Annotated in this window: 15 protein-coding genes; 5 read left to right on the forward strand and 10 right to left on the reverse strand. The window is 56.2% G+C overall.

Going from position 1 to position 15,341, the window contains the following annotated elements; all coding sequences use genetic code 11:
* Positions 1-5: 5 nt before the first annotated feature.
* The 7 genes from bglG to ABLU96_RS23590 all read right to left on the reverse strand — a co-directional run bounded on the left by bglG (position 6) and on the right by ABLU96_RS23590 (position 7,088).
* Positions 6-839, reverse strand: coding sequence for a transcriptional antiterminator BglG (gene bglG / locus ABLU96_RS23560; RefSeq protein ID WP_004122830.1), 834 nt, complete (start codon positions 837-839; stop codon positions 6-8).
* A gap of 152 nt (positions 840-991) precedes the next feature.
* Complete coding sequence (dusC, locus tag ABLU96_RS23565) at positions 992-1,930, reverse strand: tRNA dihydrouridine(16) synthase DusC (protein ID WP_014230145.1); 939 nt, start codon at positions 1,928-1,930, stop codon at positions 992-994.
* A gap of 173 nt (positions 1,931-2,103) precedes the next feature.
* Complete coding sequence (locus tag ABLU96_RS23570; protein ID WP_064404483.1) at positions 2,104-3,297, reverse strand: 3-hydroxybenzoate 6-monooxygenase; 1,194 nt, start codon at positions 3,295-3,297, stop codon at positions 2,104-2,106.
* Between the two features lie 8 nt (positions 3,298-3,305).
* Entirely contained in the window at positions 3,306-3,950 is a 645-nt protein-coding gene (maiA, locus tag ABLU96_RS23575; protein ID WP_064404482.1) for a maleylacetoacetate isomerase, read from the reverse strand.
* Positions 3,951-3,958: 8 nt separating this feature from the next.
* Positions 3,959-4,657, reverse strand: coding sequence for a fumarylacetoacetate hydrolase family protein (locus ABLU96_RS23580; RefSeq protein WP_014230148.1), 699 nt, complete (start codon positions 4,655-4,657; stop codon positions 3,959-3,961).
* A 23-nt stretch (positions 4,658-4,680) separates the two neighbouring features.
* Entirely contained in the window at positions 4,681-5,718 is a 1,038-nt protein-coding gene (gene gtdA, locus ABLU96_RS23585; RefSeq protein WP_064404480.1) for a gentisate 1,2-dioxygenase, read from the reverse strand.
* 11 nt (positions 5,719-5,729) lie between these two features.
* Complete coding sequence (locus tag ABLU96_RS23590; protein ID WP_049082278.1) at positions 5,730-7,088, reverse strand: aromatic acid/H+ symport family MFS transporter; 1,359 nt, start codon at positions 7,086-7,088, stop codon at positions 5,730-5,732.
* A 126-nt stretch (positions 7,089-7,214) separates the two neighbouring features.
* Here ABLU96_RS23590 and ABLU96_RS23595 point away from each other — a divergent pair, with 126 nt between their 5' ends.
* From ABLU96_RS23595 to sanA, 5 genes are all read left to right on the forward strand, one after another.
* A complete protein-coding gene (locus tag ABLU96_RS23595; RefSeq protein ID WP_004852655.1) occupies positions 7,215-8,132 on the forward strand; it encodes a LysR family transcriptional regulator in 918 nt (305 codons plus the stop codon).
* Between the two features lie 121 nt (positions 8,133-8,253).
* Complete coding sequence (locus ABLU96_RS23600; RefSeq protein WP_014230151.1) at positions 8,254-8,652, forward strand: CidA/LrgA family protein; 399 nt, start codon at positions 8,254-8,256, stop codon at positions 8,650-8,652.
* Positions 8,649-9,344 carry a CidB/LrgB family autolysis modulator gene (locus ABLU96_RS23605; protein ID WP_025106754.1) on the forward strand — a complete coding sequence of 232 codons (696 nt, stop codon included), beginning with the start codon at positions 8,649-8,651 and terminating at the stop codon, positions 9,342-9,344. The genes ABLU96_RS23600 and ABLU96_RS23605 overlap by 4 nt, the downstream gene beginning before the upstream one ends.
* A 127-nt stretch (positions 9,345-9,471) precedes the next feature.
* A complete protein-coding gene (gene cdd / locus ABLU96_RS23610; protein WP_014839055.1) occupies positions 9,472-10,356 on the forward strand; it encodes a cytidine deaminase in 885 nt (294 codons plus the stop codon).
* A 124-nt stretch (positions 10,357-10,480) separates the two neighbouring features.
* Complete coding sequence (gene sanA, locus ABLU96_RS23615; RefSeq protein WP_004852661.1) at positions 10,481-11,197, forward strand: outer membrane permeability protein SanA; 717 nt, start codon at positions 10,481-10,483, stop codon at positions 11,195-11,197.
* A 191-nt stretch (positions 11,198-11,388) separates the two neighbouring features.
* On the opposite strand, the gene mglC is transcribed toward sanA, so the two are convergent.
* The 3 genes from mglC to mglB form a co-directional block, all read right to left on the reverse strand.
* Complete coding sequence (gene mglC, locus ABLU96_RS23620; RefSeq protein ID WP_004852662.1) at positions 11,389-12,399, reverse strand: galactose/methyl galactoside ABC transporter permease MglC; 1,011 nt, start codon at positions 12,397-12,399, stop codon at positions 11,389-11,391.
* 15 nt (positions 12,400-12,414) lie between these two features.
* Positions 12,415-13,935, reverse strand: a complete 1,521-nt coding sequence (gene mglA / locus ABLU96_RS23625) for a galactose/methyl galactoside ABC transporter ATP-binding protein MglA (protein ID WP_014230153.1) — start codon at positions 13,933-13,935, stop codon at positions 12,415-12,417.
* 119 nt (positions 13,936-14,054) lie between these two features.
* Entirely contained in the window at positions 14,055-15,053 is a 999-nt protein-coding gene (mglB, locus tag ABLU96_RS23630) for a galactose/glucose ABC transporter substrate-binding protein MglB (protein ID WP_014230154.1), read from the reverse strand.
* Positions 15,054-15,341 lie beyond the last annotated feature (288 nt).

The raw sequence follows: 15,341 nt of genomic DNA on the forward strand, positions 1-15,341 counted from the left end.
GGCGCTTAGCGTCCCTCTTTTCTCACCCGCTCAATATGAATGGCGAGAAACATAATTTCTTCCGTCGTCAGCGGCCGCTGGTAGCTCTTTTGCAGGTGCCGCGCGACGGTTTCCGCACACTTCCACGCTTTAGGGTAGTTATCCTTTACCGCGCTGTGCAGCGTCACATCATCATCTTCGACCACCGTTCGCGTCAGCATACGCTGGGCGAAAAACTTGAGATGGGTGACAAAGCGCTGGTAGCTCAGCGACTCTTCGTCGTAGTTCAGCGTCAGCTGATACTTCACCAGCTGCAGGATCTCCTGCATGACCCGGGTGACGTGCATCACTTCCGGCATTTCGCTGTTGAGCTGCGCCGTGACCAGATGCAGGGCGATAAAACCCGCTTCATCTTCGGCCAGTTCAACCCCGAGCCGTTTGCTGACGATCGCCCGCGCCTCCTGCCCTAACTCAAATTCCTTCGGATACAGCCGCTTTATTTCCCACAGCAGCACATTACGAATAGCGATGCCCTTCTTCTGCCGCTCAATCGCAAAGTGGCAGTGGTCGGTCAGGGTAATGTACAAACTATCCTGTAACTTCCCGAGACGACCGCGCGCCAGATCGATAATCCGATCGCAGGTCGTCATCACTTCTAATGGTATCTGACTGAGTAATTCACCTAAACGGCCAACCAGTTCATCGCTCTGCAGCGCGAAGACCTTTTCAATTTTACTTTCATCAAGAGAGTCACCAACGCGTTTCTGAAAGGCAAGTCCTCGGCCCATGACCACCTGTTCGCGCTGCTGCTCATCAACAACCACCACTACATTATTATTAAGTACTTTGGCGATTTGCATATGAACCCCAAAAACAAAAAAACCTGACCCCGACGGATGCCAGGAAATCAGGTTTTGCCTGCCGGAGCAGTAACAATCGGTAGTGAGTATTTCACTGTCCGCCGGGTAATCTCAATGGGACAAGCTAAAAAATGTGATGCCGGTCAGATAGTTTAGCTACGCCAGTCGTTAATCGTGCGCGCTATGCTGGTTGAATCCTGTAGGGTGCGTACCGCGCTGAACAGGTCAGCCGCTTCGAGGTACTCTTTACGCAAATAGCTCAGCCACTGTTTTATCCGCGCGACGTGATAAAGGCCGGTGTCGCCCTGCTTTTCCAGACGGGTGTATTTTTGCAGCAGTTCGACCACCTGCGGCCAGGGCATACGCGGTTCGTTATATTTTATCACCCGGCTCAGGTTTGGAACGTTCAGCGCGCCGCGGCCAATCATCACCGCATCGCAGCCGGTCGCGGCCAGGCAATCCTGGGCGCTTTGCCAGTCCCAGATTTCACCGTTGGCCACCACCGGGATAGTCAGGCGCTGACGGATTTCGCCAATAGCCTGCCAGTCAATGCGCTCCGCTTTATAGCCATCCTCTTTGGTGCGGCCGTGAACCACCAGCTCGCTGGCGCCCGCCTGCTGGACCGCATCGGCAATTTCAAACCGCCGCTCGCCGCTGTCCCAGCCAAGCCGAACTTTTACCGTGACCGGCAGATGGCCGGGAACCGCCTCGCGCATCGCTTTGGCGCCGCGATAGATAAGCTCGGGATCTTTGAGCAGCGTCGCCCCGCCGCCGCTGCCGTTCACCAGCTTTGACGGGCAGCCGCAGTTAAGGTCAACGCCCCAGGAACCGAGCTCGACCGCGCGAGCGGCGTTTTCCGCCAGCCACTGCGGATACTGCCCGAGCAGCTGCACGCGCACGCGGGTGCCGGACGGCGTCAGGCTGTTGTTATGCAGTTCCGGACACAGTCTGTAGAACGATTTTACCGGCAGGAGCTGATCCACCACGCGCAAGAATTCGGTGATGCAGAGATCGTAATCATTCACTTCGGTCAGCAGCTCGCGCACCAGCGAATCGAGCACGCCTTCCATCGGCGCCAGTAATACACGCATATTGTTTTTTCATTGCCCGGAAAAAAGAGGCGCTATGTTAGCGCCTCTGGATGCGGGTTGAAAGGGGCCAAGATCGGTTTTCCCGGCGGCGGCGCTGCTGCTTCCCGGCTTGCGCTGCGCTTAGCCGGGCTACAAGGTCACCTCTGTCTGCGCCCCGGGAAATGCACAGCCGCTTAACGTGGTTCCAGGCAGTTATCCTCTTTCCAGCCGTACAGCCACTCGATGCCGCGATAAAACTCGCTCTGGGTCTTGCCTTTCCACAGCAGGTTGCGTACCTGGCGCTCAACGCCGGCGGCGTGATAGACCCGCCCCATTTCACGCGTCGACCAGACGATCCGCGCGGTACGCGGAATACGTACCGACTCATACAGCGCGAAAGCGCGGGCGGCGTCGCCGTCGCACTGCGCCAGGGCTTTACCCAGCGTCACCGCGTCTTCCAGCGCCATACAGGCCCCCTGGGCCATATACTGCGCCACCGGGTGAGCGGCATCGCCAACCAGCGTGATGCGGTCGTTGCCCCATTTCTCTACCGGCTCGCGGTCGGCGGTGGACCAGCGCCGCCAGGAGGTCGGCTTATCCAGCATCTGCCGGGGACGCGGGTGAATGCCTTTAAAGTAGGAGAGCACCTCTTCTTTACTGCCGTCGCGCACGCCCCACTCTTCTGTCTCCCGGCTGTGGAAGGTCACCACCAGATTGTACTGCTTGCCGCCGCGCAGCGGATAATGCACCAGGTGGCAGTGCGGACCCGCCCACAGCACCGGCGCGTTAATGCGCAAATCGTCCGGCATATCGGCGGCGTCGACCACCGCGCGATAGACTACATGGCCGGTCACCCGCGGCGAATCCCCCAGCAGGCTCTGGCGTACCACCGACTTACCGCCGTCGCAGCCGATCAGAATATCCGCCGTCCAGCTGTTGCCTTTGTCATCGAAAACCGTCACGTCATCGGCGGTCTGGCGGATATCCACCACCTGGGTCGAGGTGCGATACTCCACGGCCGGATGGGTCAGCGCCGCTTCCCAGACGGTGGCGTGGATGTCTACCCGGTGGATCACCGCATACGGCCCGCCAAAATGGTCGCGGAACGCTTGTCCGGTCTCAATATGCACCACCTCTTCGTCGTTTACCGCATCCATCATGGTGATATGGTCGGTAAAGACCGCCCGCTGGCGGGCGACTTCGCCGACGCCGAGGCTGTCCAGCGCCGAGAACGCGTTTGGGCCAAGCTGGATCCCCGCGCCGATTTCGCCGATTTCATGCGCCTTTTCCAGCAGCATCACTTTAATGCCCTGGCGCGCCAGAGAGAGCGCCGTGGCCGCTCCGCCAATACCACCGCCGACAATAATTGCTCGCATCACTTTTGCCATGTTGCCTCCTAAGCCGGGATCTTATCTTGTTGGTTTTCCGGCGCGGCGGCGATAAACGCCGGTAGCCGGGTGCAGGCGTCATAGACCGCCTGGCAGCGCGGATAGTGGCTGAGATCGCAGCCCATTCTCAGCGCGTTGGCCCACTGCGGTACCAGACAGCAGTCTGCCAGGGTGGGCGCATCGCCCACGCAAAAAGCGCCGGATTTCGCGTGGCGCAATAGCTGTTCGACGGCGCTGAATCCCTGCTGGATCCAGTGCGCATACCAGCGCTTTTTCTCCTCTTCGCTTACCTGCAGTTCGTCGCTGAGGTAGCGTAAAACGCGCATGTTGTTTATTGGGTGAATATCGCAGGCGATGGCGTAAACAATCTCCAGGACCCGCATGCGCGCGCTGTCTTCCTCAGGCAGCAGCAGCGGCTGCGGATAGTGGCGATCCAGCCAGTCGGCAATCGCCAGCGACTGGCCGAGAGATTCACCATCATCAGTAATCAACGTTGGCACCAGGCCAACCGGATTCAGCCGCCGGTACTCCAGCGCGTTCTGCTGACCAATGCGGATATTGACGCCCACGCTCTGGTAGTCGATGCCTTTCAGCGCCAGCGCGATGCGCACGCGGTAGGAGGCTGAGCTATTGAAAAAACTGTACAGCTTCATCATTCACCTCACACCACGCGCACGGCGATTGGCGTCAGTCCATCTACGTTGCCGGTGATGACATCGCCTTTCACCACCGCGCCGACGCCTTCCGGCGTGCCAGTGAAAATCAGATCGCCGGGCTGCAGCTCAAAGAAGCCGGAAAGATAGCTGATAGTCTCATTGACCGACCAGATCAGGTGGCGAATATCGCTGCGCTGATGATCTTCCCCGTTCACCTGCAGCCAAATTCCGGCCTGGTTCACGTCCGCCGTATCCGCTTTATGCAGCGGCGCAATCGGCGCGGACAGGTCAAAAGCTTTACCAATCTCCCACGGACGGCCCATCTGGCGCATCTCCATCTGGCGATCGCGGCGGGTCATATCCAGCCCCGTGGCATAGCCCCAGATATACTCATGGGCCTGCTCCAGCGGGATATCGCTTCCCCGCTTGCCAATCGCCACCACCAGTTCAATTTCGTAGTGATAGTTGTCGGTTTGCGTCGGATACGGTAACTCCAGCGTCTCTCCCGCAGCGACGGGCACCACCGCATCGGCTGGCTTACAGAAGAAAAACGGCGGTTCGCGATCCGGGTCAAAGCCCATTTCACGCGCGTGAGCGGCGTAGTTGCGGCCCACGCAGTAAACGCGGCGTACCGGGAACTGCTCATCGCTGCCGACAACCGGAACGCTAATCGGGGCCTGGGGTGCAAAAACGTATTGAGTCATGATGGATTCCTTATTCTTCATTTTTAATAACGCGCTTCGCGGAACAGGCCGAGCGCTTCCTGCACGGGACGGTCCGAAAAGCTGAATAACACGGTATCTTCGGCAGAGTTAAAAGAGACGGCGTGCCAGGTCGGCACCACGAAGATATCTTTTGCCTGGAAAGAAAATGTCTGCTCACCGATAGTCACCTGGCCGCTGCCCTCTACCACGTGATAGATGGTGCTGTCGGTAGTTTTCGCCGCGCGTGAGGTAAACCCTTTCGGTAACAGCTGCAGGAAGGCGCCCATCGACGGCATCGGATAGCCGCCGGTAACCGGGTTAACGTAGCGCATTTTATAGCCGTCCCACTCGTCGGCATCGCCCATACGCGTCAGGTCGTGCAGCGCTTCGCGGCTGCGGTCGTAGCGATAGTTAAAGATGGGCGAAGAGTTACCGACCTGATGGCGCAGCGGCAGCATATTGGCAGCGTAGCGCGGCAGGTAGTCTCCCTCTTTGCGGGTCACCGGCTGCTGATCTTCCGGGTAATCCTCAGCGAAGCCGCAGCCCAGATAGTTCACCAGCGGCAGGTCGAGGCCGTCGAGCCAGACCACCGGCTCATTGCCGGGATTGCCGTGATCGTGCCAGCGCCACTGCGGCGTCAGAATAAAGTCGCCGGCGCGCATGGCGGTGCGTTCGCCATCGACGGCGGTAAATGCCCCTTCACCTTCAACCACAAAGCGCAGCGCCGACTGGTTATGACGATGGCTCGGCGCCACTTCGCCGGGCATAATCAGCTGTAAACCGGCATACAGCGAGGAGGTAATCGATGACTGTCCGCGCAGCGCCGGGTTCTCCAGCACCAGCACGCGGCGTATCGCCTCTTTCGCGCCAATCAGCTCGCCGCTTTCCAGCAGCAGCGGACGAATCTCCTGATAATTCCAGTAGGCCGGGGCGCAGGTGGCATTCGGCGTTTTCGGCACCAGGTGGTGCAGGGACTCCCAAAGCGGCGTCAGGTTTTGGCCGGAAATATGCTGATAGTACTGCTGACGGTCTTTATTGATTTCCATTGAAGATTGAGTCATGAGCGTTCTCCTTATTTATTCACGATGCCAGCAGAAGGCAACGCGGCAGGTACAGATGTTGGGTTGCGGACGGCAAGCGTCAGCAGGACAAGCATCACGGCGCTAACGACGGCCGGTACTGCGATAACAAAAAACAGGGTGTCAAAAGAGAAATTCATCGCCATCATCACGCCGCCGGAGAGCGAGCCGACGATGGCGCCGCAGCGGCCGACCGCGTTTGACCAGCTCACCCCGGTCGCGCGGCTTTGGGTGGGATACAGCGTAGCGGTTAGCGCATTCAGCCCCACCTGCGAGCCGCTGATGCCAATCCCGGTGCCGAAAATCGCCAGCGCCATCAGCCACAGGCCGTTCTCGCTCAGGCCAATCATGACGATACAGACCGCCCCCAGGCCGTAGCTCAGCGCCAGCACCCGATAGGGATTGAAGCGATCCATCAGCACGCCGAGCAGCAAGGCGCCGAAGGTACCGCCAATCTGGAAGGCGGCGGTGACCCACGAAGCGTGCTGTAAATCAATCCCCCGATGGTTAAGCAGCGTCGGCATCCAGCTGGAGAGCAGATAGATAATCAACAGGCTCATAAAGAACACCACCCATAGCATTAAGGTGATGGCCAGCTGGCGACCGGCGAACAGCTGGCTGATGCTGCCCTTCGCCCCAGCGGCAGGCTCATCAAGCCAGAAATGGGTATCGGTATAGCGTTCGCCGGTTATGGCACTAACGTTTTTGGCAATCACCGCCTGCGGGAGCTGGCGACGGATCTGCCAGCGCGGAGATTCGGGAAGCAGCGGTATCAGCGCCACCGCCAGCAGCAGCGGCAAAACGCCGCCCAGTACCAGAATACCGTGCCAGCCAATTAGCGGGACCAGCTGCGCGCTGACCACGCCGCCGAAGGCCGAGCCGAGGGTGAATCCACAAAACATCAGGGTCACCAGCGCCCCGCGCCGCCGGGCAGGCAGATATTCCGAGGTCATGGTAATGGTATTAGGCATCGCGCCGCCGAGGCCGAGGCCGGTCAGAAAACGCAGGAACACCAGCATCTGTAAATCGGGGGCAAACGCGGAAAGCAGGCTGAACAGGCCGAACAGCGCGACGCAGAACTCAATCACCCGCTTACGGCCAAAGCGGTCGGAGAGCGGACCGCAGAGCAGCGCCCCGGCGGTCAGGCCCAGCAAGCCTGCGCCAAATAGCGGTGCGAGGTCACCGGCGGTTAATTGCCAGTGGCTGCGGATATCCGGCGCAATAAAACCAATCGCGGCGGTATCGAAGCCATCAAGCATCACCACCAGGAAACAGCAGATAATCACGCGCCACTGTCGGGCGCCGACCGGCGCAGCGTTGAGTAGTTTTTGTAGTTCAAGTCGTTGAGTCATGATTATGCCTCAGAGCAGGTAGGGGTAGATGTTGTATTTATTTCTTTTATGTTGCGAGTTTGTAACTGTGGCAATGAAATGTACAATGGTATTTCGGGCATAGACATAACCTGGAGGTTATCGCTGATGGCAGACTGGACGCAGAAACTGAAGCTGCACCATTTACAGATGCTGGTGGCGCTGGGGGAGCAAGGCAATCTCACGCAGGTGGCGAAAATGATGAACATTACTCAGCCCGCGCTCTCCAAATGGCTCAGCCAGTTTGAAGACGAAGTCGGCATGGTTTTGTTCGAACGCCACAGCAAAGGTCTGCGCCCGACCGAAGGCGGAAAGCTGCTGCTTCAGCACGCCCAGCGACTGATTAACGATATGTCGCGTTCGCAGTATGAAATCGAGCGTTTTAAACAGGGAGGACAGGTGGGCAGCCTGATGATCGGCTGTTCGCCGGTGGCGACCGACTGCGTCTCACAGGCGATCCTCGAACTGCTGAAAGAGATGCCGACCCTGCACCTGAATATCGAAGAGAAAGTGATGACGCCGCTGCTTAACGACCTGCTCGCCGGGGTGGTGGATGTCGTCGTCGGGCGCGTCGGCGGGCGGGCGCTGGAGCTGCCGCTGAGCTACCGGGTGCTCTACACCGAACCGGTCTGTTTTGTCGCCCGCCCCGATCACCCGCTGGCCCAGAAATCGCGATTAAGCTGGGCCGACCTCTCTCCGTGGCGCTGGATCGTCTGGCCCACCGGCACGCCAATTCGCCTGAGCATCGACAACGCGCTGGTGGATAACGGCGTGATGCTGCCGGAAAACACCATTGAGTCCGCCTCGATGAACGTCACCAGCAATCTGCTGCAGAGCAGCGATATGGTCTCGATTCTCTCACTGCGCCTGGCGCAGCGCTACGCGGCCCAGCACCAGCTGGCGATTCTTAATTTGCCGCGCATTGAACAAAAAGGTAGCGTTGGGGTGTTCTGGCGAAAAAGTGAAGCGCCGTCGCTGGCGCTGAGCCGATTTCTCCATTGCTTGTCCCTGCAATCTTCACTCTGACCGCCGCCCGGTCCGGTGTTCACGGTCTCTATCGCAGGTATGCGCAGAATTCATGATGTGATCGGTAGCACATTTTTGGCTTTAATTGTATGATGAATGCGGTTCATCAAGGGTTATTACCATGAGTAAATCACTGATTATTATCTGGCAGTATCTGCGCGCTTTCGTGCTCATCTACGCCTGCCTGTATGCGGGCATTTTTCTCTCTTCGCTCCTGCCGATCGCGATTCCCGGCAGTATTATTGGCATGTTGATTCTGTTTTTTCTGCTGGCGCTGCAAATCTTGCCTGCACAGTGGGTCAACCCCGGCTGCAACATCCTGATTCGCTATATGGCGCTGCTGTTTGTACCTATTGGCGTCGGCGTCATGCAGTACTGGGATTTACTGCGCGCGCAGTTTGGCCCGGTGGTGGTCTCCTGCGCGATAAGCACGCTGGTGGTCTTTTTAGTGGTCAGCTGGAGTTCACACCTGGTTCACGGTGAGCGCAAAGTGGTTGGGCAAAAAGGAAGTGAAAAATGATCCATGAAATCTGGTGGTCGCTGCCGTTAACCCTGGCCGTCTTTTTCCTTGCCCGCAGGCTGGCGGCGCGGTTTAAATTTCCGCTTCTCAACCCGCTGCTGGTCGCGATGGTGGTGCTGATACCTTTTCTGCTGATTACCGGCATCTCCTACGAGCGCTATTTCCAGGGCAGCAAAATTCTTAACGACCTGCTGCAGCCGGCGGTGGTGGCGTTGGCCTTTCCTTTGTATGAGCAGTTGCACCAAATCCGCGCCCGCTGGAAGTCAATCATCACCATCTGCTTTATCGGCAGCGTGGTGGCGATGGTCACCGGCACTACCGTTGCCCTGATGATGGGCGCAACCCCGCAGATTGCCGCCTCTATTTTGCCGAAATCGGTAACGACGCCGATCGCCATGGCGGTGAGCAGCAGCATTGGCGGGATCCCGGCGATCAGCGCGGTCTGCGTTATTTTCGTCGGCATTCTCGGCGCGGTCTTTGGCCACACCCTGCTGAATGTGATGCGCATCCGCACCAAGGCCTCGCGCGGGCTGTCGATGGGTACCGCATCCCACGCCCTGGGGACCGCCCGCTGCGCTGAGCTCGACTATCAGGAAGGGGCGTTCAGCTCGCTGGCGCTGGTGCTTTGCGGGATTATTACCTCGCTGGTCGCGCCGTTTTTGTTTCCGCTCATTTTAGCGGTGGTGGGTTAAATGTGATTTGAATCACATTTTTAAATGCAACACAGATTAGTTGCAATGACAATGAGATGTTTATCACATATACAGGTTGTAACCACCCGTACACTAGATTTCCATTACATTGTTATGAGGCAACGCCATGCACCCACGTTTTCAAGCTGTTCTTCCCCAACTGGCGGCGGACCTGCAAGCGGCCATCGCCCCGATGCTGGCCGACCCGCATTTCCCGGCCCTGCTGAATGCAGACCAGGTGGCAGCGCTGCAAAGCGCGACGGGGCTGGATGAAGACGCGCTGGCCTTTGCTTTGCTGCCGCTGGCGGCGGCCTGCGCGCGGGCCGATCTGTCGCATTTTAACGTCGGCGCGATTGCCCGCGGCATCAGCGGTACCTGGTACTTCGGCGGCAATATGGAATTTCTCGGCGCCACCATGCAGCAAACCGTGCACGCCGAACAAAGCGCCATCAGCCACGCCTGGCTGCGCGGCGAAAAATCCCTGCGGGCGATTACCGTGAACTACACCCCCTGCGGCCACTGTCGTCAGTTTATGAACGAATTGAACAGCGGCCTGTCGCTGCGCATCCACCTCCCCGGGCGCGAAGCGCATTCGCTGCAGCACTATTTGCCGGACGCTTTCGGCCCGAAAGATCTGGACATAAAAACCCTGCTGATGGATGAGCAGGACCACGGCTTCCCGCTCAGCGGCGACGCGCTGGCTCAGGCGGCGATTCAGGCGGCCAACCGTTGCCATATGCCTTACAGCAACTCACCATCCGGCGTTGCGCTGGAGCTGAAAGACGGTACCCTTTTCACCGGTAGCTATGCCGAAAACGCCGCCTTTAACCCGACGCTGCCCCCGCTGCAGGGTGCGCTGAATCTGCTGAGCCTCAACGGATACGATTACCCGGATATCCAGCGCGCGATCCTGGCCGAGAAGGCCGATGCGGCGCTTATCCAGTGGGACGCCACCGCGGCGACGCTGAAGGCGCTGGGCTGCCATAATATCGATCGCGTACTGTTAGGTTAGTCACATTCTGCGGGCCAAACGGCCCGCGCTGTTGAAAATCCCCGCAATTAAACGACGGTTTCTTGCGCTTGCCCGACGGGTAAAGTAGCCTGAAGCTTCCTTCGTCCACTATTGAGCCAGGTTCATGTTAAAGCGTGTGTTATACAGCCTGTTAGTCCTGTTCGGCTTGCTGCTGTTAACCGTGTTGGGACTCGACCGCTGGATGAGCTGGAAAACCTCTCCCTATATTTACGATGAGCTACAGGATCTGCCCTACCGCCAGGTCGGCGTCGTGCTCGGTACCGCCAAGTACTACCGTACCGGGGTTATCAACCAATATTATCGTTACCGGATTCAGGGCGCGCTGAACGCCTACAATAGCGGCAAGGTGAACTACCTGCTGCTCAGCGGCGATAACGCGCTGCAAAGCTATAACGAGCCGATGACCATGCGCCGCGATTTAATTAAAGCCGGCGTCGATCCGGCGGATATTGTGCTGGACTATGCGGGTTTCCGTACGCTCGATTCGATTGTCCGCACCCGTAAGGTCTTCGATACTAACGACTTTATTATTATTACCCAACGCTTCCACTGCGAGCGCGCGCTGTTTATTGCCCTGCATATGGGGATTCAGGCGCAGTGCTACGCGGTGCCGTCGCCGAAGGATATGTGGAGCGTTCGCCTGCGCGAGTTCGGCGCCCGCTTCGGCGCGCTGGCGGATCTCTATATTTTTAAACGCGAACCGCGCTTTTTAGGCCCGCTGATCCCGATTCCCGCGCTGCAGGAAGTTCCAGACGGCGCACAGTCCTATCCGGCGGTCACGCCGCAGCAGCTGCTGGAGCTGCAGAAAAAAGAGAAGTAAAGCCTCCATAAAGTGAGCGTGATAACTGGCGTCTTATCGAGCGGGAATACTTTTCTGATTACGCGAGTGAGTATCGGGATACTGAGGATAGATACCCTGAATAATTCGAGTGGCAGGAAGGCGGCAAATTATCATCCAGAAAATGCAAAAGGCAGACGCCTGAACTGACGCCTGCCTTCATTCACTAATCGTTACTTCTTCCGCGCATACTTCAGCGAATCCAGCGCCACGGCGAAGATGATAATCGCCCCTTTGATAATGTACTGCCAGTACGGGTTCACGCCGATATAGGTCAGACCGTAGTTGATGACGGTGAAGATTATCACCCCGGTCACCACGCCAAATACGGTACCGACGCCGCCGCTGAACGATACGCCGCCGACCACGCAGGCGGCAATCGCATCCAGTTCATACATAAAGCCAAGGTTGTTGGTCGCCGAACCGATACGTCCGGCTTCCAGCAGCCCGCCGAACGCGTAGAACACGCCGGAGAGCGCATAAATCATCAGCAGGTTCAGGGCGACGTTGACGCCGGAGACCTTCGCCGCTTCCGGGTTACCGCCGATAGCAAAAATGTTTTTACCAAAGCGGGTCTTGTTCCACAGGATCCATACGAAGAACACGGCAATCAGCGCATAGAAGGTGATATACGACAGGCGGAATGAGCCCAGCGCGATAAACCCCTGGGCAAACTGCGAGAAGTGGCTATCGAAGCCGGAAATCGGCGACGCGCCAACAAAGTCGTAATACAGGGAGTTGATACCGTAAACGATGATCATCGTGCCGAGGGTGGTGATAAACGGCGTCACGTTCAGGTAAGCAATGATAATACCGTTGATAAGACCAATGACCGCGCCGATCGCACACACCAGCAGGATAACCAGCGGGATCGGCATCGTAGCCATCTCCGGGAACACCTTATTGGCATTGTCCACCGCCTGCAGCATCGTGGCGGCGATAACCGCCGCCAGGCCGACCTGGCGTCCGGCTGAAAGGTCGGTTCCCTGGGTGACAATAAGTCCGGCCACGCCGAGAGCGATAATAATACGCACCGAAGACTGGGTCAGAATATTACTTAAGTTCAGCAAACTTAAGAAAGTCGGATCCTGGAAAATAATAATGGCCAGCAATACTAAAAGAACCACGTAAATCCCACCTTCTTTCAAATAGGTGAGAAAACTCTTTTTATTTAACGCACTCATGAGGAGCCCCTGATCTTAAAGGTGCAACGACGCAAGACGGAGAATTTCGTTTTGCGTGGTGGTTTTAGTCTCAACAATTCCGGCAACAAGACCATTGCTCATTACCAGAATACGGTCAGTAATACCCAGCAGCTCCGGCATCTCGGAGGAAATAATAATGATTCCTTTGTCTTTTTTTGCCAGCTCGGCGATCAGCTGGTAAATTTCGAACTTCGCCCCAACGTCAATGCCGCGCGTGGGTTCATCGAGCATCAGAATTTCCGGCTGGGTCAATAGCCAGCGACCGATAATCACTTTTTGTTGGTTACCACCGGACAACGAACCAATTTGCGTGTGCTGCCCCGGAGTTTTCACGCGCATCGAATCAATCACCCATTGGGTATCGCTTTTCATGCGTGAATTATCCAGCAATCCGACCTTATTCTTGTATTTCTTAATATTGGAGATCAGCGAGTTAAAACCGATATCCAGGTAGGCATAAATTCCCGTCGAACGGCGCTCTTCGGTCACCAGCGCAAAGCCATGGTTGATGGCTTCATTGGCATTATGGTTATTAATCTTCTTACCGTGCAGCTTGATCGTCCCGCCGGCCTTCTCGCGAATACCAAATAACGTCTCCACGATATCGGTACGTTTCGCGCCAACCAGTCCGGCAATCCCCAGGATTTCGCCTTTGTGCAGATCGAAAGAGACATCGCGAATCGATGGCTGGCGCAGTGAGGTTAAATTGCGCACCTCAAGAATTACCTCACCCGGCTTATTCTCCTTGTTCGGGAAGCGCTGATTGAGGGAGCGGCCCACCATCATCGCGATGATCTTATCCATATCCAGCCCTTCCAGCGGCTGGGTGGCAATCCACTGGCCGTCGCGCAGGATGGTAATTTCATCGCACAGCTGGAAGATCTCTTCCATTTTGTGAGAAATATAGACTATGCCGCAGCCGCGCTCTTTCAGCTTGCGGATAATTTTAAACAGATGGTTGACCTCTTTTTCGGTTAACGAAGAAGTCGGCTCATCCATAATCACAATTTTGGCGTTATAGGAAAATGCCTTCGCAATTTCAATCATCTGCATTTGCGATACCGATAACGTTCCGACGCGAGCGCGCGGGTCGATATCAATATCCAGCTCATCGAAAATCGCTTTGGTATCACGATACATTTTGTCCTGATCGACAAACATGCCTTTGGTGGGATAACGCCCCAGCCACATGTTGTCCATTACCGAGCGTTGCAATACCAGGTTTAATTCCTGATGAACCATTGAAATACCGTTCTCCAGGGCTTCTTTTGCCGAATGGAAATCGATCTCTTGTCCCTGAAAAAGAATACTGCCGGAATCTTTTTGATAGATTCCAAATAGGCATTTTAATAATGTAGATTTGCCCGCGCCGTTCTCCCCCATTAACGCGTGAATAGAGTGGGGACGAACCTTGAGGTTCACATTATCGAGAGCCTTGACGCCAGGAAACGATTTGTTGATGTTACTCATTTCCAACAAATATTCGCCTGACCGTTCGCTATTATTGCTGACCATAGTTATACCTGGCTGCGTGCGTGCATACCCCAGCCGACGCATTAACGACGAGCCGGGACGGGTTCTGTATCAGGAATAATCGGGCGTACAAGCGCGTACGCCCGCAGCTTATTAAGCGATTACTTACCGATAAATTCGCTCAGATTATCTTTATCAACGCCAACGTACGGTACGCGGACAATCTTATTATCAATTTTCCATTGAGTACCGGCAGCCGGTTCTTTACCATCGGCCAGGTTTTTCGCCAGATCGAAGGTGGCTTTCGCCTGATTGTTGGCATCGTTCAGTACGGTACCCGCCATGGCGCCGGATTTCACCAGCGCCAGCGCTTCAGGCAGCGCATCGACGCCGAATACCGGAATGCTGCTCTTATTGTGCGCTTTCAGCGCTTCTACCGCGCCCATGGCCATCGCATCGTTGTTAGCGATGACGACTTCAATTTTGTTGGCATTCGGGCCAGACAGCCAGGCATCCATTTTATCTTTCGCCTGAGCGGTATCCCACATGGCGGTATCTAACGCCAGCTGCTGAGTTTTGAAGCCTTTATCGTTCAGCTCTTTAATAACGTAGGTGGTACGCGCTTCCGCATCCGGATGGCCCGGCTCGCCCTTCAGCAGGACAAACTGAATCTGGCCGTCTTTATTCAGATCCCAGTTCGGGTTCGCTTTCCAGTGCTTGGCAATCAGGTCACCCTGAATCACGCCGGACTCTTTTGAGTCGGTACCGACGTAGTACGCTTTATCGTAGCTATCCAGCGCCTTGCGGGAAGGTTCTTTGTTAAAGAACACCACCGGCACGTTCTGGCCACGCGCTTTGTCGATGACCGTCCCCGCCGCCGCCGGGTCAACCAGGTTAATCGCCAGCGCCTTCACCCCTTTTGCCAGCAGGACGTCAATCTGATCGTTCTGCTTGGACTGGTCGTTTTGCGAGTCATTCATCAGCAGCTGAACATCCGGCGCTGATTTGCCATCTTTTTCAATTGCCTTACGCACCACCGACATAAAGTTGTCGTCGTATTTATAAATCGTCACGCCGATACGGGTATCTGCTGCGTGAGCCGCGGCGCCAAATAACATGCTAGCCATTACAGCAGACAGGGTTAACACCTTCTTATTCATGGAATCTCCGGTTTTATTATGCAGGGTCTTTGGTGTGAAAATGGCTGGCGAGAGTTACATTTATGTTACTGCACAGCGACATTCACGACTGTAATTCTGTCTTCCGTGTAGGGTAACGCTCCTGAAAAACGGCTTTATTAATCGTTTAACCGCCGATTACTGCTGTAAAAGTGATTAATCACCGTGACATAGTATGTTCAGACTTGTAAACGCAGCAATCATAGTCAGCTTAATGTTAACAAACTGTGAAATCACTCACATATTGAAAGCGGTTACATCAGGCAGATA

Origin of the sequence: Klebsiella sp. CN_Kp106, from assembly GCF_040064575.1 — a bacterium.
GTDB lineage: Bacteria > Pseudomonadota > Gammaproteobacteria > Enterobacterales > Enterobacteriaceae > Klebsiella > Klebsiella michiganensis.